Origin of the sequence: Amycolatopsis sp. NPDC023774 (genome assembly GCF_040639695.1) — a bacterium.
Taxonomy (GTDB): domain Bacteria; phylum Actinomycetota; class Actinomycetes; order Mycobacteriales; family Pseudonocardiaceae; genus Amycolatopsis.
Window position 1 is genome coordinate 133,621 of record NZ_JBFAAJ010000007.1, and the last position, 19,030, is coordinate 152,650.

Consider the following 19,030-nt stretch of genomic DNA (forward strand, 5'->3'; position numbering starts at 1 on the left):
TGACCGGGTGGGCGCGACCTAGCGAGCCGATAGTGGATCATCGCCCTTGTGGACAGCTGAGCAGGTCAAGCCTCCTGCGTTCGTGACGGCCCCGACGTGGTGGACAGCCAGGTAGGCCCGACCTGTCGACTTTCAGGCACGCTCCCGCGTGGCTCGAAGCAAACCAACGACGGAGCCCGGGTTGTCCGCAAGGGGACAACCCGGGCTCCGCGATGGCCGGCCTGATGGTGCCAGCATCCGCTGGCTGGGTCGGTTGAACCGGCCGCCTTACAGAGCGCCGCCCGCGACGGGGGGCATGCCGGCGTCCGCGGAGGGCGTGCCGACGGACTCGCGGTGGAGGAACTTCTCGATCTCGTACACGTCGTCACCCGCGCGGCGCGCGACGGTGACCAGCGTGGACATCTGGGAGATCTCCTCGACCTGCTCCTTGAGGAACCACTGCGTGAACTGCTCGCTGATGTAGTCCTCTTCGGCGCGCGCGGCCTTGGCCAGCGCGGAGATGTCGGCGGCAACCTCCTTCTCCTGCTCCAGCGCCAGCTCGAGGAGCTGCAACGGGGCGGAGAACTCGTTGCGGACGTCCTTCACGCCCGGAACCTCCACGTGGTGGTCGCGGTCGAGCATGTACTGCACGAGCGCCATCGCGTGGTTCCGCTCTTCCACCGACTGCTTGTAGAAGTGCTTCGCGAGCTGCGGCAGGTCCTCGTTGTCGAACCAGACCGCCAGCGCGATGTACTGCTGGGACGCGTGGAACTCGTTGTGGATCTGCGCCTGCAGCAGTTCGTAGAACTTCGAGCGCGGTTCTTTCTTCGTGAGGGCCATGCCAATGACGGTACGACAACTCTCGATTAATTTCCACTTTGAGCTGGTGATCTCCACCCTATTAGGGTTACCATTCCTAAAGAAATCTTCCCTTATTTTGGTTAGCCTTCCCTTAATGAATTCCACGCATTAGGGAAGGCTAACTTCGCTTTATATCGTGTCTCGTACGATCGGGCACGACATGCAGCGCGGGCCGCCGCGACCTGAACCCAGCTCGGATCCGGCGATGGCGAGGACCTCGATCCCGGCGTCGGCCAGGCGTTCGTTGGTCTCGAAGTTGCGCTCGTACCCGACGACGACTCCGGGGGCCAGCGCGAGGGTGTTGTTGCCGTCGTCCCATTGCTCGCGTTCGGCGGTCACCGGGTCAAGGCCTGTGTCGATCACGCGCAGGCGGTCGATGCCCATCGCCTCGGCGGCGGCGCTCAGGAACGGCGCCGGCCCCGCGACTTTCAACCCCCCGTCGCCGGTGGGACGCACGGTGAACGCGGTGAGCGAATCGCGCGCGAGCGGGTACATCACGACGGCGTCGGCCGCGACCATCGTGCAGACCGTGTCCAGGTGCATCGTCGCGCGGGTCTGCTCGATCGGCACGGCGAGCACGGTGTGCGCGAGGCCGTCGGCGAACACCGAGCGCGCGAGCGACTCCGCGCCCGCCGGCGTGGTGCGCTCGCCGACGCCGATGGCCAGCACGCCTGGGGCCAGCAGCATCACGTCGCCGCCCTCGATGGGCGCGGAGTGGGCGCCGTACGCGCGCGCCGCGTGGCGGAAGCGCGGGTGGTAGGCGTAGACGAGGTCGAGCACAGCCGTTTCGCGCCGCCGCGCGGGCATGGTCAGCGACGAGATCGCCACGCGGTCGCCGATCCACGCCGACGAGTCCCGTGTGAACAGCAGGTTGGGCAGCGGGTCGACGGCGAACTCGTGCGGGTCGCGCATCATCCGCACCAGCGACGAGCCCTCCGACGACGGCAGCTCCTCGAACGTCATGCCCGCCATGAGGACCTCGGCGAGTGTGCCCGCGTCGACGCCGCTCAGGTGCGAACGCAGCGAATCGGCGAGGTCGGCGCCGAGGCGCAGTTCATCCACAGCGGCGTGGACGCCCGCGGTGTGCGCGCGTTGGTCCTCCAGCGCCGTGCGCAGGGTGTCCGCCAGCAGGAGCACTTCGACGCCGCGCCCGCGGAGCACTTCCGCGAACGCGTCGTGCTCTTGCTGGGCCCGGTCCACCCACGGGATGGAGTCGAAGAGGAGCTGGTCGTTGTTGCGGGGCGTCAGCCTTTTGAGCTCGTTTCCCGGCCGGTGCAGGAGAACTGCACGAAGGGGTCCGACTTCGCTGTCCACCCTGGGCGGTGCCGTCACGTCGTTCACGAGGTCGAGCCTAATGAGCGCACGTCAGGGGAGCCAGGAAAGATGGCCCTTCAGGAGTGAATAACCAACGAAAGACACTACGTCGAAAACGGTGTGCGCGGCGACCAGCGGCCACAGGCGGTTGGTGCGCTGCCAAACGCGGCCGAACACCAGGCCCATGACGAAGTTGCCGACAAAGCCGCCGAACCCCTGGTACAGGTGGTACGAGCCGCGCAGCACCGCGGCTCCCACGAGCGAACTGTTCTCGCGCACGCCGAGTTGACGCAGCCGCGTGAGCAGGTACCCGAGCACGAGCACCTCTTCGGCGAACGCGTTGCCGAACGCCGAGAGCGTGAGCGCGATCGGGCGCCACCACGTGTCGCCCAATGTGGACGGTTGCACCGCGAGGCTGAAGCCGAGGTGGTAGGAGAGGAAATACAGGCCCAACCCGGGAATCCCGATCACGGCGGCGAGGCCGAGGGTGATCAGTGCGTCGGACCCGGGGGCGCGGCGGTCGAGGCCGATATCGCGGATCTTGAGACCGGCGCGCCACAGCAGGTACAGGCCGAGCACGCCCCAGCTGACGAGCTGCAGGGCGTTGAGCAGCTGCTGCAGCAGGTCGAGCAGGCTGGCGGCGGCCTGCGGGACGTTCAGCTGCACCTGCTGCTGCGCCAGCGGGACGGGGCGCAGCAGGGAGTCCACAAGGGACAGCAGGCTGCGTGCGCCGGAGAGGCCGAGCGTGATGCCGAAGACGAGCACCAGCTCGAACTTGACGGCCCGGCGCTCCTTCTCGTCCACGATCGGGGCGGGCGAATCGGGCGGAAGGGGCAGTAGCCAGGACCTGATGCCCGATCGCTCTGTCGTGCTCATGAGCGCACGCTACCTTCGGGGTATGCCTCGGACTATCGCCACCAACACGAAGGTCGACCGCGACGCGCTGGTCGAGTTCCTCAAGCCCCGCCACCGCGCGATCCTGGTCACCACCCGCGCCGACGGGCGGCCCCAGCTCTCCCCCAACACGTGCGGCGTCGACGCGGAGGGCCGGATCGTGATCGCGACCTACCCGAAGCGGGCGAAGGTCGCGAACCTGCGGCGTTCGGCTGCCGTTTCGGTCTGTGTCCTGTCCGACGAGTGGAACGGGCCCTGGGTCCAGGTCGACGGCACCGCCGAGGTCATCGACCTGCCCGACTCCGTCGAACCACTCGTCGACTACTTCCGCAGCATCTCCGGCGAACACCCCGACTGGGACGAGTACCGCGAAGCCATGCGCAAGCAGGGCAAGAGCCTCATCCGGATCACCATCGACCGCTGGGGCCCCATCGCCACGGGCGGCTTCCCGCCGGAACTGGCCGACGACTGAGGTTTCGCGCTCGCCACGGTCAGGCCGGCTCCACTGAGGTGGGGCCGGCCTTTGCCGTGCGTGGCCGGTTTCTGCTCGCTGGGTCGGGCCCCACGAGCGACGAGTTGTCCCCAGGGCAACTCATCCCCATGGGGACAGGTGCCGGGCTGTCCCCATGGGGATCAAGCGCGTTGTCCACAGGCGGACCAGTCGACATGTCCTCGTGGGGATGGCCGACGAACCATCCCCACGAGGTGAGCGTCAGTCGGAGCGGTGCTGCCGGCGGAGAAACGGGCAGCCGACCAGCCGGCGGAGCTCGGCGGCCAGCTTGGGCGGGCTGTCGATCGACTGGGAGAACGCCAGGCGCACGTCGTGGTCGCCGGTGTCGGACTCGACGCGCAGGCGCAAGCCGTAGCGGTCGAGGCCGAGGGGTCGGATGCGGCCGTGCTGCAGACCCGGCGGCAGGTGCTGCGCGAGCTGCTCCACGACGTCCGAGTGGTCGCTCTCCAGGTGCCGCAGCCATTCGGCCTCGTAGCTGTGGAACGGGTCGGGCGGCGCCGCGCTGAACAGGTGCGGCCGCAGCGAATGCGTGCCCTCCGCGTCGGCCAGCACGAGGGACGCGGGCGTGAGTCGCAGGAGCGTCAGGCCGTGGCCGACGTCCAGGAGCCGCTCGTCCGGCCGCTGCTCGGCGATGGACACGGCGCGGGCGCGCGCCGAAACCGCCGAGAGCGGCCGGAGCCACCCGGTTATCCACAGGAGGCCGCGGATGGGTTCCCGCAGCTCCACCGGGGCGTGGTCGGCGAGCTCGACCATGACGGCGAGCTCGCCGCGCTGAGTCTGCCGCGTCGTACGCACCATCGGGTGCTCGTCGGGCAGCAGGATGCTGACGCTGCCGCTGTGGTGCACGTGGTGCAGCACGGGCACCACGCGCTCGGCCTCGCAATCGGCGCGCTCGACGGTCGGCATGATCGTCGCCGGTCCGTTGCGCGTCGCGATCGTCTTGGCCCGCTCGGCGGGGTTCGGCGCGGGCGGGCGGCGGACGGATGTCGGGGCCTCGGTCACGGGTCACCTCCTACTTAGGTGAGCCTAACCTGAATTCTGCTGCGTTGGGAAGACCCGCTTCGTAACGCGCCCCGCACGAGTGGCGAATAGTCGGTGATCCGTACCGCCACCTGGGGAGAAGATGTCCGACAAAACGGATACTGTCCGTGTCTGGGAACCCGACCCGAAGATGCCCGCCGCACAGTTGAGGGTCCGCAAGATCCACAAGGCGCAGGGGATCGCCCTGCTCGGAGTCCTGTTGATCGGCGGCGGTATCGCGCTTTTCTTCGCACACGTCGGCCCCGCCGCGCCACTGCTCTTGATCTACCTGGGTCTCGTCATCGCGGTGCAGTGGGGGCGAGGTGCCGTTGCCGCACTCAGCTGGGCCTTGAAATGGCGCTGGCACACCGATCTCGCTCTCGAGCAGGTCGCCATCCCGGCGGACGGCCTCATCGCCCGCCGCAAAACGGTCGCCGTGCGGCTGCCCGATGGCCGGTGGCTGCGCGCTCGCCCCGGCGCCGGTGTGCAGGCGCAGCTCGCCGGGCAGCGAAGCCTGTGGCTCGCGCGCAGCGGAGACCAGGCTCTGGCCATCGTGGCGGGAAGCCCTTCGGCGTGGCTGGCGCGCATCCACGACGAACCTCCGTCCGGTGCGCGCGAGCTCCCCGTCCTTTCGCGTGAGCAGGTCGCGCCGCGCCACGACCCCGTCCTCAACGCGGACCGCGACGCCCGCGTCCGCGGCACGTGGCTGACCGTCGCGGTCTCCCTTGGTGCCTGTGCCCTTGCCGTCTGGGCCGGCCTCGAGATCCTCGCGAACCGCAGCGACGGCGGGACCGCCGCTTTCGTCCAGGTTCTGATCCTCGCCCCGGTCGCGGGCGGGGCGATCATCGCGTTCCTCCACGCACTCGGCAGCGGCATCGACGCGCTCGGGCTCGCGAAGGCCCACCGCGCCGACACCTGGACCGAGCTGGCGGTCAGCCGAAGCAAGGCGCAACTGCCCGACGGCCGCACCGTCCACATCCGCTTGCCGAAACGACCCGGGTCACTCGCGCTCAACGTCACCGCGTCCCACACCCTGTGGACGTTCGGCCCGGCCAAACCCGGCAAGGTCCGCGTCGGCGTGCCCGGTTACCCCGTCGCCGGGCAGGCGTGGCTGACCCTGGGCGAAACCCGAGCAGGAGCGCAGTGAACAGCTGGTTTCCCGACCCCGCCGTTCCCGCCGCGCAGCTGCCGTTCTTCGGCTCGCTGATGGGCACTGCCCCCCGCAGGTTCCTCAAACGTCTGGTGGCCCACCTCGTGATCGCCGCCGGCCTGGTGGCGCTGATCGCCGCAGACGGACGCGTCGATGTCGCGGACCTCGTGCTGCTCGCGTACTACGTCGGCACGGTCCTTGCGCTGGGCGGCCGCACGCTGCGCTACCTGCGGCTGTTCGATCGCATGTTCGCGACGCCGTTCGAAACCGTCGACGCCACCGAGAAAACCACAGCCGGACGACGGTTCGCGGTGAGGCTTCCCGACGGACGCTGGGCGCAGTTCAAGCTGGGCCGGTACGCGACCGATCTGCTGGCGCGGTGCCGGTACCTCCATGTGCTCCGGATCGGCGACCACGTGCTCGTGCTCGTGCCTGGCGTCGGATACCGCCCGGCCCGGATCCGCGACCTGCCCCTGCCCACGGCACTCCCGCTCGCGGCCCCCGTGACCCAACCCGACCCCCGGCCGATGCGGACGCTGCGCCGGCGCCGGGCACGTTTCACCGCCGCCTGGTTCGTCGGCCTCGGCGCCCTGTTCGTCTGGGCGCGCCTGAGCCTGCCTCGTGGCGACCAGTCGACGTGGGGCACGGTCGCGGGGCTCCTGGTTGCCGTCGCCGCGCTGTTCGCGGGCAGGGCGTTCTCGCGCGCGGTGCGGCGCGCGCCGGTCTTCGGCGAATGGACCGAGCTCGACGTCACAACCGAGCCCGCCATCATCCGTACCGGCGGCCGCTTCAGCATCGAGGGTCACGCGCTTCACCCCGACGGCACCACAGCCGCCTTCCGCATCCCCAGCACGAGTCTTCTCACCGCCCTCGACATCGCCGCCACGAGGAAGCTGTGGATCGCCGGCTCACGAGCGGCCGGCCTCCCCGGGCACGTGTGGATCGGCCCCGTCCGCCTTCACGCCCCCGGTCCCCTCCCCGACCACGACCACGCGTAAGCCTCGTCCTCGGAGGCCGAAGCCGCTTCCCCGAGCTCCAGCGGCGCGAAGGTATCCACCATCACCGCCGTCTCGTCGAAGAACTCCGCGCCGATGGACGCCTCCGCGGCGCCCGGTTGGGGGCCGTGCGTGAAGCCCGACGGATGCAGCGACAGGGAGCCGATGCCGATGCCCGAACCGCGGCGGGCCTCGTAGTTGCCGCGGACGTAGAACATGAGCTCGTCGGAGTCGACGTTCGCGTGGTTGTACGGCACGGGGATCGAGTCCTCGTGGTAGTCGACCTTGCGGGGGCAGAAGGAGCACACCACGAAGTTCGGCCCCTCGAACGTCTGGTGCACGGGCGGCGGCTGGTGCACGCGGCCGGTGATGGGCTCGAAGTCGTCGATGTTGAACGCCCACGGGTACAGGCAGCCGTCCCAGCCGACGACGTCGAAGGGGTGCGTCGCGTACGTGTAGCGGGTCAGGCCGGCACGGTGGCGCACGAGCACGTCGACGTCGGAACCATCCACCAGCAGCGGCGCGACAGGTCCCCGGACGTCACGCTCGCAGTACGGCGAGTGCTCCAGGAACTGCCCCTTCGCCGACAGATAGCGCTTCGGCGGACCGACGTGCCCGCGCGCCTCCAGCACGTACAGGCGCGCCTCGCCGCGCGGCACCACGCGGTAGGTGCACGACGTCGGGATCACGACGTAGTCGCCGTCCGAGGCCTCCAGCACCCCGTAGATCGTCTCGAAGGCAGCCGATCCGCCCTGGACGTAGAACAGCTCGTCGCCCGCCGCGTTGCGGTACAGGGGCGAAGGGGCGGTGGCGACGACGAAGCCGATGGTCACGTCGGCGTTGCCGAACAGGCGCCGCCGGTCGGTCACGGCGTCGGCGGACGCGCCGAACTTCAGCTCCGGCGTCTTGAAGTGCCGCGGCTTCAGCGGGTGGTTGGGCACGAGGGAACCGCGGTCGTCTGGCACGGCCACGGCGTCGACGATCGCCGTCGGCAGGCCGCGGTGGTACAGCAGCGCGGAGTCGGCGGAGAAGCCCTCGACACCCATCAGCTCCTCGGCGTAGAGGCCGCCGTCGGGTTTGCGGAAGGCCGTGTGCCGCTTGTGGGGGACCTCGCCTACGCGCCGGTAGAAGGGCATGGCTGACTCCTCCGGAGGTGTCCGCAGAACGAACGATTTTGTCCTGTTGTCGTACGCTACTAGCGTGTCATTCGTGTCAAGCGCTGTGGAACTCACGCCCCCCGGCCCCCGTGGAATTCCTCCCCTGTTCGCGCGGCTCGTCGACGACTCGGCGCTCTTCCCGCCCTCGGACGCGGCCATGCCCGAAGCGCTGCGCGCGCACTACGAGTCGCGGGCGGGTGAACACGCCGGTGTACTGGGCGTTTTTCTCTGCCAGGCCTCCCGGCTGCCGGAGCTGATCACCGAGTTGATCAAGATCAAGCCGAAGGAGCCGCTGCCCCTGTCACTGATCATCGACACCGGGCTCGGCGGCGTGCCCAAGGCCATCTCGATCGTCGAGTCGCGCAGTGAGCTGCTGTCTCTGCGGATGGTCGAGATGCCGGCGCCGTCCGACGTCGACGAGGTGTGGCTGGAGCGCGTTTCGGAGTTCGTGCCCGAGGACGTGATCCGCGTGGTCGAGCCGCGCCGCGGCGTCGGCTGGCTCGACGGCGTGCGCAAGGTGATCGAGCACGGCAGCTGGCCGAAGATCCGCTGCGGTGGCCCCGCTGGGGAGAACTTCCCCAGCGTCGACGAGGTGGCCGACTTCCTGTCGGTGGTCAGCGGCGCGCCCGGCGCGTCGTTCAAGGCCACCAACAGCCTGCACCGCGCCGTCCGCCACACCGATCCGGAGACGGGCTTCACGCACCACGGCTTCCTGAACCTGATCGTCGCGTCGGCCCGCTGCCTCTCGGGCGGCGACGTGCGCGAGGCGCTCGAGACCACCGACGGCAAGGCGCTGGCCGCCGAGGCCCGCGCGCTGTCGGAGCCGGCCGCGAAGGCCGTACGGGAGCTCTTCGCGTCCTACGCCGCGGCGTCGTTCGCGGAGCCGGTGGCCGACCTGGGTGAGCTCGAGCTGCTGTGAGCAGGGAGGGGTCGCTGACCCTCGACCGCGGCCTGGCACTGCTGCAGGCGGTGGCCGACGCGGGTGAGGAGGCGGCGACCATCTCCGAGCTGGCCGTGACGATCGGCGCGAGCCGCGCGGCCGTCTACCGCCTGCTGGTGCCGTTGTCGGAGCGTGGCCTGATCTGGCGTGACGGCACGAAGGTGCGCCTCGGCGTCGGCCTGCTGCGGCTGGCCGGGCAGGTGCTGCCGCAGCTCCGGGAAGCGGCGCGGCCGGTCCTGCGCGAGCTGGCGGAGAAGGTCGGGGCCACGGCGCACCTCACCGTTGCCCAGGGCGATCAGGCGCAGGCCGTGGCGGTGGTGGAGCCGTCGTGGACGAGCTACCACGTGGCGTACCGCGTGGGCAGCCGTCATCCGCTGAGCGCGGGCGCCGCGGGCCGGGCGATGTCGCTGCGGCCCGGGGGTGACGGCTGGGTCGCGTCCACGGGCGAGCTGGAAGCCGGTGCGTCCGGCGTGGCCGCGCCGGTACGTGGGGTGCCGGGGCTGCGGGCGAGCGTCGGGGTGGTGTCGCTGGAGCCGTTGGACGCGGCCGCGGTGGGGCCGCAGGTCGTCGCGGCGGCCGGGAAGCTCACCGAGGTGCTTCGAACCGACGCGTAGTGCGGCGTGGCGTGCTGGAATATGGCCTTGTGGAGCGAAGGGGACGGCTTGCCGAGGAGCCGTCGCGCAGGTGCCCAGGTGAACGCTCCGAGTGAGCTCGTCGGTTGCGAGGTGCGCCGGACCTCGTTCGACTACCAGGTGCGGGTTCGTGCTGCGTGACGTGGAGGGCGTGAGCCACGAGCTGGGAGCCCGGCAGCGGTGCGGCCCTGGCGCCGGTGCTCGCGGCGTTCGGGCAGCGCGTGACCGAGGTGGCGGTGCCCGAGGAGGGCACTTTGACGGTGGTCTTCGACGGCGGCGCCGAGCTGTGTGTGGGGCCGGACCGGCAGTACGAGTCGTGGTGGCTCACCGGCCACGGCGTCGAGCCGATCCTGGTCGGCCCGGACGCTTAGCGGCGCGCGGCCGCCAGCAGCGGTCGCACCATCGTGAGCAGCAGCGCCAGGTCCACGCAGAACAGCAGCCGCTCGAACAACCCCAGCGTCACTTCCTGCTGCGCGGGGCCGGTGATCAGTTCGAAGACGAACCCGCCGAGCACGATCAGCACGCTGGCGAGGCTCGCGACGGCCAGGCCGCGGATCGTGCTGCGTCGCGGTTCCCACGGGCACTTCGGCGTGCCGCGGCGTGTGAGCAGCCACGCGGCGCCCGGCAGGGCGAGGAACGCGGTGAGGGCGGCGGCGTTGTGGAGCTGGCCGTCGAACGTGCGGGCCTGGCCGTCGGGGTCGACGGGGACGGTCGCGCAGATCGTGAGGCCCGCGCACCACACGCCGAGCAGCGTGACGACCGCGGGCGAGCGCCGGGCCTTCACCAGCCCGGCCAGCAGCGCGACGGAACCGAGCGCCAGCGCCAGGCACATCGCGCTGAACAGCGGCGCGGCCGAGCGGCTGCCGAGGTGGCCGTAGACGTACTCCGACAGCGTCTGCCACACCGGGCTGACCTGCGCCGACAGTCGCAGGTGCAGGTCAGCCGCGATGGCCACCGCGAGCGCCATGCCGGCCAGCGCGAGCCGGCCGTGCACGGGGGACACGGCGCCAGGCGCGGCCTTCGGCATGCGGGCACTCCTCGGTGGTCATGGCGAAGGGCAAGGCTCCCCGCGTCATCGCGGGTTCACCTTGCCCTCATCCACTGGTTTCGAAGAGGCTAGCTGGTGTTCCTGTGAAGTCTCTGTGGTCAGCCGGCTTGGAAAGCGAGCTGGACCAGGGCGAACGCGGCGAATCCGGCGAACACGAACCCCGCGACGCGCTGGATGAGCTTCGGCCGGATGCGGCTGCGGATCTTCGCGCCGATGAACACCGCGAGCCCGGCCACGGACACCAGCGCGACGAACGCGCCGAGCCCGACCGCGAACGGGTTGCCGAGCCGTGCGACGAGTCCCGCCGTCGCGAGCTGCGACGCGTCGCCCCACTCGGCGGCGAAGAGCACGCCGAACGACGTCAGCGCGGAGCGCCGGAAGGACTTCGGCGCCGCGCCGAGGCGTGCGGCGTCGTCGGCCGCTTCGTCGGCTTCGTTGAATCCTTCGCGCAGGAGCATGAAGGCGCCGATACCGAACATCGCGGCCACGAGCAGGGAAACCGCGGTTTCCGAAAGAAGGGTCAGCACGCTGCCGAACGCGACGGCTATAACACACTGGATTGCGAATGCCACGCACACCCCGGCGAATACCGGCCACGCGCGGAAACGCGTGGTCAGCACCAGCGTCGCGACCAGGGTCTTGTCCGGCAGTTCCACTGCCAGGACCAGGCCGAACGCGCTGATGAGAGCGATGAGTGCGGGAGACATGAGCTGGTGGACACCCCTTTCACTTCAACGATAAAGGAGGCGTTCAGAAAGCTGCAAGTTGATGGGGTTTGCGAATTGCCCCGTGAGGTTCGTTGAATAGCTTTTGCCGGAGGACCTGAATATAGTTTTCGGTGTGCCGAATTTTGTTTTGCGGATGCGGTACGGTGCGAGTTATGCCTGCTGACCACGTGGTCGTGACCACCACTGTCGACAAAGAAGCGACCGCTCGGAACATCGCCACGAGCGCCGTCGAGGCGCGGCTCGCCGCCTGCGCCCAGATTGTGGGGCCGATCACGAGCGTGTACCGCTGGGAGGGCAAGGTGTGCACCGACTACGAGTGGCGCGTCGAGTGCAAGACGGCGGCCGACCGCGCGGGCGCGTTGGAGGAGTTCCTGAACGTGCGCCACACCTACGCCTTGCCGGAGATCGTGGTGACTCCGATCGTCGGCGGGAGCCCGAGGTACCTGTCGTGGCTGGTGGAGCAGACCCGATAGCTCCCTTTCGGGTACACAGTGGACGGATGTGCCCGGGACGCCTGACGTGGGCGTTTCCCGGGTTCAGGACGTTGGTCCCGCGGTTTTCGGGACGTGTTGAACTGGTTGGTGGCGCGCGGGCGGAGTTAGCTCGGGTACGTGGATGTCCTTGAGCTCGCGCGGTGGCAGTTCGGCATCACCACCGTGTACCACTTCCTGATGGTCCCGTTGACCATCGGACTTTCGGTGCTCGTCGCGGGGATGCAGACTGCCTGGCTGCGCACGGGCAACGAGCGCTACTTCAAGATGACCAAGTTCTGGGGGAAGCTCCTCCTGGTCAACTTCGCCATGGGCGTGGTGACCGGGATCGTGCAGGAGTTCCAGTTCGGGATGGCCTGGAGCGCCTACTCCCGCTTCGTCGGCGACGTGTTCGGCGCGCCGCTGGCGATGGAGGGGCTCATCGCGTTCTTCGTGGAGTCGACTTTCCTCGGCCTGTGGATCTTCGGCTGGGACCGGCTGCCGAAACGCGTGCACCTGGCGTGTGCGTGGGCGTTCTCCCTGGCGACGATGGCCTCGGCCTACTTCATCCTGTCCGCGAACTCGTGGATGCAGCACCCGGTGGGTGTGGAGTTCGTGAACGGCAAGCCGACGATGAACTCGATCTTCGCGGTGCTGACCAACAACACGGCGCTGGCGGCGATCCCGCACACGCTGGCCGGGGCGTTCTCGGTGGCGGCGGCGTTCCTCGTCGGGGTCGCGGGCTGGCACCTGTGGCGGCGTCGTTCGGCTTCGGACTCGGACGCCGGCGTGCACCGCGACGTCTGGCGCGCGTCGCTGCGGCTCGGCGCCTGGGTCGGGATCGCCGCGTTCGCGGTGCTGGCCATCACGGGTGACACGCAGGGCAAGCTGATGTTCCAGCAGCAGCCGATGAAGATGGCTTCGGCGGAAGCGTTGTGCCACACGGAGAAGCCGGCGAGCTTCTCGATCCTGGCGATCGGTGACGTCGCGGGGGCCAACTGCGAGGACGTGAAGACGTTCACCGTGCCGGCGCTGCTGTCGTTCCTCGCGCACAACGACTTTTCCACTGAGGTGCCGGGTGTGGAAAACCTGATCGGCCAGTACCAGGCGAAGTACGGCACCAACTACCCGAACGACCCCGACCTGGGGCCGCTGGCGGGCAAGCCGATCGACTACGTGCCCAACCTGCCGGTGACCTACTGGGGATTCCGGGCCATGATCGGCTTCGGCGCGATCGGGGCGGGGATCGGTCTGCTGGCGCTGTGGCTCACGCGCCGCGGCCGGATCCCGGGCGCGCGCTGGTTCCCGTTGCTGCTGGTCGTGGGCATCGTGACGCCGTTCATCGGCAACAGCGCCGGCTGGATCTTCACGGAGATGGGGCGTCAGCCGTTCGTGGTCGCGCCGAACCCGACGGGCGTCGAGGGCATGTGGATGTTCACGGCGCAGGCGGTGTCGCAGCTGTCGGTCGGTGAGGTGTGGACTTCGCTGATCTCGCTCACGGTGCTCTACCTGGGGCTGGGCGTGGTGGAGCTGTTCCTGATGCGCAAGTACGTCCGTGGTGGGGTCGATGGGGTTCTGCCGCCGCCTGCGCACGGTGGGGAGGCGGGTTCGGATGACGCGTTGTCGTTCGCTTACTGAGCCGATGGGTCGAACCCAGCGTGGTGGGGCGATCACCCAGGAGAGTTACCCACAGCTGATCTGTGGACAACTCGACGGGTTGTGGATAACTCAGGGCGATCTTGGGGATGAGTCATGACAACGCTGCAGCTGGTGTGGTTCGGGATCATCGCGCTGTTCTGGCTCGGCTACCTGTTCCTCGAGGGCTTCGACTTCGGCGTCGGGATGCTGCTGCCCGTGCTCGGGCGCGACAACACCGAGCGGCGGGTCATGGTCAACACCATCGGGCCGGTCTGGGACGGCAACGAGGTGTGGCTGATCGTCGCCGCCGGCGCCACGTTCGCGGCGTTCCCCGACTGGTACGCGACGCTGTTTTCGGGCGCCTATCTGCCGTTGCTGCTCGTGCTCCTGGCGTTGATCGGGCGCGGGGTCGCGTTCGAGTACCGCGGCAAGGTCGACTCCGAGCGCTGGCGGCGTACGTGGGACCGCGTGATCATGATCGGCTCGTGGATCCCGCCGCTGGGCGTCGGGCTGCTGCTCGCGACGACCGTGCTCGGTCTGCCGCTCGACGCCGCCGGCAACCGCGTCGGCTCGCCGTTCGAGGCGGTGCGGTGGGACACCCTGCTGGGCGCGCTTGCCGTGGTCGGGTTCTCACTGGTGCACGGGGCGGCGTTCCTGGCGCTGAAGACGTCGGGCTCGTTGCGGGAGCGGGCGCGGGTGCTGGCGTTGCGGCTGCTGCCGGTGGCGTTGCTGCCGCTGGTCGCGTTCCTGATCGTGGTGCAGGTGCGCGCGGGGCAGGCGTGGACATCGGTCGCGCTTGTGGTCAGCGTGGTTGCCGCAATTGTCGCGTGGCTGCGGCTGCGCGCGGACCGCGACGGGCAGGCGTTCGCCGCGCTGGGCGTGGTGATCGCGGCCGCCGCGGTGACGATGTTCGGGGTGCTGTACCCGAACGTGCTGCCGTCGACGGGTGACCCGGCCAATTCGCTGACGATCGCGCAGGCCGCCGCGAGCCCGTACGCGCTGAAGGTGATCACGTGGGTCGCCGCGTTCGGCGCACCGGCCGTGCTCGTCTACCAAGGTTGGACCTACTGGGTTTTCCGCAAGCGCATCGGCGTCCAGCACATCCCGGCGGTGCACGCACCGTGATCACGCTTCCCGGCCGCACCACCCTTTCCGCCCCGAGGTCCACAGTGGACCAGGTGCGGCCGGGCAAGGGGCCGCTCGGCGCGCTCTCGGCTCTCGGGCCGGCCGCGCGCCGGGCGCTGCTCCTCGTGGCGGCGCTCTCGTTCGTCAACGCTGCTTTCCTTGTGGCCCAAGCGTTTCTTTTGGCCGATGTGCTCGCGTCCATCGTCTCCACCGGGATCGGGGGCCGCACCGCCCAGCTGGCCGCGCTGTTCGCGCTCGTCGCGGGCCGGGCGTTCACCGGCTGGGCGGTGCGGGTGGTCTCCGCGCGTGCCGCGGCGACGGCGCAGCAGGACTTGCGTGCCCGCGTCGTCTCCCACAGTTTGCGGCTCGGCCCGGAGTGGCTGGCCCACCGTGGCGACGGCTCGTTGACAGAGCTGGTCACCCGCGGGTTGGACGCTCTCGACGCCTACTTCCGCGAGTACTTGCCGGCCTTGGTGACGGCCGCGGTGGTCCCCCTTGCGGCGGGTGCGGCGATCCTGTGGATGGATTGGCCGTCGGCGGTGATCGTGCTGGTGACGGTGCCCTTGCTGCCGGTTTTCGCCATCCTGGTCGGCAAGTTCACGGCCGACCGGGTGGCCGGCGCGACCGACGCGGTGCACCGGATGTCGGGGCTGCTGCTGGAACTGGTGCGCGCTCTGCCGGTGCTCACGGCGTTCCGTCGCGCGGACGCGCAGGCGGCGACCGTGGCCCGCGTCTCGGAACGCCACCGCCGCGCGACGTTGAAGACTTTGCGGGTGGCGTTCTCGTCGGCTTTCGTGCTGGAACTGGTCGCCACGTTGTCCGTGGCGCTGGTCGCCGTGGTGATCGGCGTGCGGCTGGTGTCGGGCTCGTTGCCCCTGGCCATCGGGCTCGGCGTGCTGATCCTGGTCCCCGAGTGCTACCAACCCCTGCGCGCGGTGGGCGCGGCCTTCCACGCCAGTGAGGACGGCGTCGAGGCGGTCCGGCGGGTCACGGACGTGCTGGCCGAGCCGGCCCCGCACTTCGGCACGCGCGTGCCGCCCCGTGGACAACTCACGGTGTCCAACCTGAGCATCGCCCGCCGCGGCGGCTTCGCCCCTGCCGGCTCCTCGTTCTCCGTGCGGCGAGGCCAAACGACCTGGCTTCGCGCCCCCAGCGGCGGCGGCAAGTCCACCACCCTCGCCGCCCTCCTCGGCTTCCTCCCCACCTACGACGGCACCATCACCCTCGGTGACGTCCCCCTGGCCGCGGTGGACATCGACCGCTGGCGCGCGGACGTCGCTTGGGTGCCGCAGTCGCCGGTGTTCAGCGGCGGAACCGTCCGTGAGGAGGTGGTGGGCTCGGCCGGCGTCGGCGAGGGGGTGGTCGGCGAGGCTGATGTTGTCGAGGACGCGCTGGCGGAGCTTGGGCTGTCGGGGTTGGGGGACCGGCCCGTTGAGCAGCTGTCGTTGGGGCAGCGGCAGCGGGTGGCCGTCGCGCGGGCGTTGGTGAAGGTGCGGGCGGGCGCGTGGCTGCTGTTGCTCGACGAGCCGACGGCCCACCTCGACGAGGTCAACGCCCGGCGCGTGGTGGGCGCCGTCGAGCGGGCCGTGGCAGGTGGGGCGGCGGCGATCATCGCGGCGCACGAGCGGTCGGCGGCGGTGGCGGTGGCGGTGGCGGATGAGAAGCCGTTGTCCGGCACCACTTCCGTCGACGCGGCGGGCTCCGGTCGGCCGTTGCCGTGGCGGTTGTTGCTCGACCGTCGGCTGTTTTCCGGAGCCGTGCTGGGTGCCGTGGCGCTGTTGGCGGGCGTTGCGTTGACGGCGACTTCGGGGTGGCTGATCGCGAAGGCGTCGTTGCAGCCGCCGATCTTGACGCTGACCGTCGCGGTTGTCGGCGTGCGCGCGTTCGGGCTCGGGCGCGCGGCGTTGCGGTACGCCGAACGTCTTGTTACGCACGACGCCGCGTTCCGCATCGCCGGGCGGCTGCGCGTGCGGCTGTGGGACTCGCTCGTCCGCCTCGGCCCGGCGCGCGCTTTGGCGGCGGGCGAGGGGCAGCGCCGCCTTGTCACCGACGTCGACACCGTCCGTGACCTGCTGCCTCGTGTGGTCTCACCGCCGGTCGTCGTCGGGCTTGTCGCCGTGGGCGCCGTTGCGGTGCAGATGGTCGTCCTTCCGTCGGCCGGCCTGCTTCTCGCCGCTGCCGTGGTGGTCAGTCTCGCCGCGCCCCGGCTCGCCCTCGTGGCCGAGCGGCGTGCGACGGCTGCCCTCGCCGCCGGTCGCCGCGACGTCGCCACGCGGGTCCTGGTGCTCTTCACTTCCGCAGCCGAGCTGATCGCTTACGGCACCGCGACCGCGCGCCGCCGTTCACTGCTCGCGACCGACGCCCAGCTGACCGCCGCCGCCCGCCGCCAAGCCTTCGGCGCCGGCGCGGCCGACGCCCTTGTCGTGCTGGCCACCGGGGCGGCCGCCGTGGGCAGCACGCTTCTCGCCGCGCCGGCCGTCACGTCCGGGCAGTTGGCGGGTGTCCTGGCTCCGCTGCTGGCGCTGGTCCCCTTGGCCCTCGCGGAAGTCCTCTCCCTGCTGCCGCCGGCCGCCACTCACTGGGACCCGCTGCGGGCTGCCCGCCTCCGCTTGGGCGACCTCGATACAGCTGCCGGATCAGAGCGGGCGCTGCCTGGCAATGCGATGCGGTCGGCACCCCGGTCTGCGCAGGCCGACTCCGTCGGTGCGGCCGGCCTGGCGCCCGCGTCGGGACCGAGTGCCGTGCGGCTGCGTGGCGCCGACCTCGGCTGGCCCGACGGCGAAACCGTGCTCACCGACGTCACGCTCGACATCGAGCCCGGGACCTACGTCGCCGTGGTGGGGCCGAGCGGGGCGGGCAAGTCGACGTTGGTGGCGGCGTTGCTGGGGTTCCTGGAGCCACGCGCGGGGGAGGTCGCGGTGCCCGGGCGGGTGTCGTGGGCGCCGCAGGAGGCGATGCTGGTGTCGACGAGTGTGGCGGAGAACCTGCGGCTCGCGGATCCCCGGGCGACCGACGAGGACGTCCGGCGGGCGCTCGACCTCGCGCGGCTGCCGGAGCTCGACGCGGCGACCGTTCTCGACAGCGCCGGCACCGGGCTTTCCGGTGGTCAGGCTCAGCGGGTCGCGCTGGCCCGGGCGTTGCTGGCGGCACCGAAAGCCGACCTCGTGCTGCTCGACGAGCCCACCGCGCACCTCGACGAACGGACCGCCCGCGCCCTCCGCGCCACGCTGCGTGCCGAACTCGCCGGCCGCACCGTCGTGCACGTCACCCACAACCTCGACGAGCAGCTCGACGCCGACGTGGTGCTGGAGGTTCGCGGCGGCCAGGTGCTCGAAAAGCAAGCGGTACCCGCCGCGAGGGGTGATTGGTGACGGTCACGATTCCGGGTCCGGACCGCAAGCACGCGCTAAGGTCGGTGTTGCTCATGGACCCGACACTTGCCGCGCGGGCGTTGTCCGCTGCCACCGAGATCACCAGCACCGCGTTGTCCGGGGACGACCCGGAGGCCGTGCTGGACACCGTCGTGATCCGCGCCGCCGAGCTGGCCGACGCCGACCTCGGCCTGGCCATGGTCAGCGCCGATGACGGGCACGTCGTGGTCGAGGCCGCCGTCGACTCCAGCGGCACGGGGCGCGCGTTGCAGGGCCTGACCTTGCCTGCCGACTCCGCCGCAGGCCGCGTCGCGCGCGGGGGCGAGCCCGTGGTGAGCGACAACTTCGTCGTCGACCCGCGCACCGCGCCCTTCGTGCCCGACGAGCTGCGCGGCTTCGGCCCCTTCGCCGCCGCACCGTTCGGCTCCGGCGGACGCGTCCTGGGCGCGCTCACGGTCTACCGCCTGCAGGGCCGCGAGCCGTTCTCCGCGGGGACCGTCGAGATGCTCGTGGCGTTCGCCGCACAGGCGGGCGTCGTGCTCGCGCTCGCCGAGGGCGCCAACGCACGCCACCGCGTGACGCTCTACCAAGAGCGCGAACGCATCGCCCGCGAACTGCACGACGTGATTGTGCAACGCCTCTACGGCGCCGGCATGCAACTCGACCGCGTGCGCCGCAACATGCGCAAACGCTTCGCCCAGGCCGATGGCGCGCGGCTGTCCGATGCCATCGACCAGCTCGACCAGACCATCGAGGAAATCCGCGGCACCGTGCGAGCCCTGCGCTCACCCGAGCCGCGCCACGACACCGGCACACCGATCGACCTCGCCGAGTCCGCCCGCGGCGAAGTCCGCATCGCCGGCGAGCTCCTCGGCTACCCGCCGACCCTCGAGCTCTCCGGCGAGTTCGCCGACATTCCCGCCGAACGCGCCGACCACATTCGCGCGGCACTGCGCGAAGCACTGTCCAATGTGGTCCGCCACTCCGGCGCGAGCGAGACGCGCGTGTCCCTGACCCGCGACCGCGACGGCGTGAAACTCCGCGTTCGCGACAACGGATCCGGCGTGCCCCAAGGCGTCGCCACCCGCGGCCTGCGTCATCTCGCCGAACGCGCCGACGCTGCCGGCGGGAAGTTCTTCATCAACTCCTCACCGAGCCTCGGCACACTCGTCGCCTTCGATCTTCCTCTGGACTAGC

17 protein-coding genes and 1 pseudogene are annotated in these 19,030 nt (G+C 70.4%); 11 read left to right on the top strand and 7 right to left on the bottom strand.

What is annotated here, in order from left to right; translation table 11 throughout:
- Positions 1-267: 267 nt before the first annotated feature.
- The 3 genes from AB0F91_RS18245 to AB0F91_RS18255 form a co-directional block, all read right to left on the bottom strand.
- Positions 268-819: a ferritin gene (locus tag AB0F91_RS18245; RefSeq protein WP_360598699.1), complete on the bottom strand. Its 552-nt coding sequence runs from the start codon at positions 817-819 to the stop codon at positions 268-270.
- Positions 820-969: 150 nt separating this feature from the next.
- Positions 970-2,154 carry an arginine deiminase gene (locus AB0F91_RS18250; protein ID WP_360598840.1) on the bottom strand — a complete coding sequence of 395 codons (1,185 nt, stop codon included), beginning with the start codon at positions 2,152-2,154 and terminating at the stop codon, positions 970-972.
- 51 nt (positions 2,155-2,205) lie between these two features.
- Positions 2,206-3,030, bottom strand: a complete 825-nt coding sequence (locus AB0F91_RS18255) for a CPBP family intramembrane glutamic endopeptidase (protein WP_360598700.1) — start codon at positions 3,028-3,030, stop codon at positions 2,206-2,208.
- Positions 3,031-3,052: 22 nt separating this feature from the next.
- Between AB0F91_RS18255 and AB0F91_RS18260 the strand changes: the two genes are divergently transcribed.
- Positions 3,053-3,520, top strand: a complete 468-nt coding sequence (locus tag AB0F91_RS18260; RefSeq protein ID WP_360598701.1) for a PPOX class F420-dependent oxidoreductase — start codon at positions 3,053-3,055, stop codon at positions 3,518-3,520.
- A 240-nt stretch (positions 3,521-3,760) separates the two neighbouring features.
- Here AB0F91_RS18260 and AB0F91_RS18265 read toward each other — a convergent pair whose 3' ends face one another.
- The gene (locus AB0F91_RS18265; RefSeq protein ID WP_360598702.1) at positions 3,761-4,561 is read right to left on the bottom strand and encodes a DUF2470 domain-containing protein; all 801 of its coding nucleotides are present in this window, start codon (positions 4,559-4,561) and stop codon (positions 3,761-3,763) included.
- 121 nt (positions 4,562-4,682) lie between these two features.
- Between AB0F91_RS18265 and AB0F91_RS18270 the strand changes: the two genes are divergently transcribed.
- Positions 4,683-5,726, top strand: coding sequence for a hypothetical protein (locus AB0F91_RS18270; RefSeq protein WP_360598703.1), 1,044 nt, complete (start codon positions 4,683-4,685; stop codon positions 5,724-5,726).
- Entirely contained in the window at positions 5,723-6,727 is a 1,005-nt protein-coding gene (locus AB0F91_RS18275; protein ID WP_360598704.1) for a hypothetical protein, read from the top strand. The genes AB0F91_RS18270 and AB0F91_RS18275 overlap by 4 nt, the downstream gene beginning before the upstream one ends.
- Here AB0F91_RS18275 and AB0F91_RS18280 read toward each other — a convergent pair.
- Positions 6,688-7,860: a homogentisate 1,2-dioxygenase gene (locus tag AB0F91_RS18280; RefSeq protein WP_360598705.1), complete on the bottom strand. Its 1,173-nt coding sequence runs from the start codon at positions 7,858-7,860 to the stop codon at positions 6,688-6,690. The genes AB0F91_RS18275 and AB0F91_RS18280 overlap by 40 nt on opposite strands.
- A gap of 85 nt (positions 7,861-7,945) precedes the next feature.
- Here AB0F91_RS18280 and AB0F91_RS18285 point away from each other — a divergent pair, with 85 nt between their 5' ends.
- From AB0F91_RS18285 to AB0F91_RS18295, 3 genes and pseudogenes are all read left to right on the top strand, one after another.
- The gene (locus AB0F91_RS18285) at positions 7,946-8,800 is read left to right on the top strand and encodes a hypothetical protein (protein WP_360598841.1); all 855 of its coding nucleotides are present in this window, start codon (positions 7,946-7,948) and stop codon (positions 8,798-8,800) included.
- On the top strand, positions 8,797-9,435 hold the full coding sequence (locus AB0F91_RS18290; protein ID WP_360598706.1) for a helix-turn-helix domain-containing protein: 639 nt from the start codon (positions 8,797-8,799) through the stop codon (positions 9,433-9,435). The genes AB0F91_RS18285 and AB0F91_RS18290 overlap by 4 nt, the downstream gene beginning before the upstream one ends.
- A gap of 197 nt (positions 9,436-9,632) precedes the next feature.
- Positions 9,633-9,824, top strand: a pseudogene (locus AB0F91_RS18295) (DUF6188 family protein); the annotation flags it as partial.
- Here AB0F91_RS18295 and AB0F91_RS18300 read toward each other — a convergent pair.
- Positions 9,821-10,480 (bottom strand): DUF998 domain-containing protein, encoded by a 660-nt coding sequence (locus AB0F91_RS18300; RefSeq protein WP_360598707.1) that lies wholly within the window; start codon positions 10,478-10,480, stop codon positions 9,821-9,823. The pseudogene AB0F91_RS18295 and the gene AB0F91_RS18300 sit on opposite strands and share 4 nt — an antisense overlap.
- A 119-nt stretch (positions 10,481-10,599) precedes the next feature.
- Positions 10,600-11,208 (bottom strand): TMEM165/GDT1 family protein, encoded by a 609-nt coding sequence (locus AB0F91_RS18305; protein WP_360598708.1) that lies wholly within the window; start codon positions 11,206-11,208, stop codon positions 10,600-10,602.
- Between the two features lie 173 nt (positions 11,209-11,381).
- On the opposite strand from AB0F91_RS18305, the gene cutA reads away from it, so the two are divergent.
- The 5 genes from cutA (at position 11,382) to AB0F91_RS18330 (ending at position 19,029) form a co-directional block, all read left to right on the top strand.
- Positions 11,382-11,702, top strand: coding sequence for a divalent-cation tolerance protein CutA (gene cutA / locus AB0F91_RS18310; RefSeq protein ID WP_360598709.1), 321 nt, complete (start codon positions 11,382-11,384; stop codon positions 11,700-11,702).
- A gap of 138 nt (positions 11,703-11,840) precedes the next feature.
- Positions 11,841-13,337 carry a cytochrome ubiquinol oxidase subunit I gene (locus AB0F91_RS18315; protein ID WP_360598710.1) on the top strand — a complete coding sequence of 499 codons (1,497 nt, stop codon included), beginning with the start codon at positions 11,841-11,843 and terminating at the stop codon, positions 13,335-13,337.
- A gap of 114 nt (positions 13,338-13,451) precedes the next feature.
- Entirely contained in the window at positions 13,452-14,462 is a 1,011-nt protein-coding gene (gene cydB / locus AB0F91_RS18320) for a cytochrome d ubiquinol oxidase subunit II (RefSeq protein ID WP_360598711.1), read from the top strand.
- A 44-nt stretch (positions 14,463-14,506) separates the two neighbouring features.
- Positions 14,507-17,833: a thiol reductant ABC exporter subunit CydD gene (gene cydD, locus AB0F91_RS18325; RefSeq protein ID WP_360598842.1), complete on the top strand. Its 3,327-nt coding sequence runs from the start codon at positions 14,507-14,509 to the stop codon at positions 17,831-17,833.
- Between the two features lie 53 nt (positions 17,834-17,886).
- The gene (locus AB0F91_RS18330; RefSeq protein ID WP_360598712.1) at positions 17,887-19,029 is read left to right on the top strand and encodes a GAF domain-containing protein; all 1,143 of its coding nucleotides are present in this window, start codon (positions 17,887-17,889) and stop codon (positions 19,027-19,029) included.
- Position 19,030: the final 1 nt, after the last annotated feature.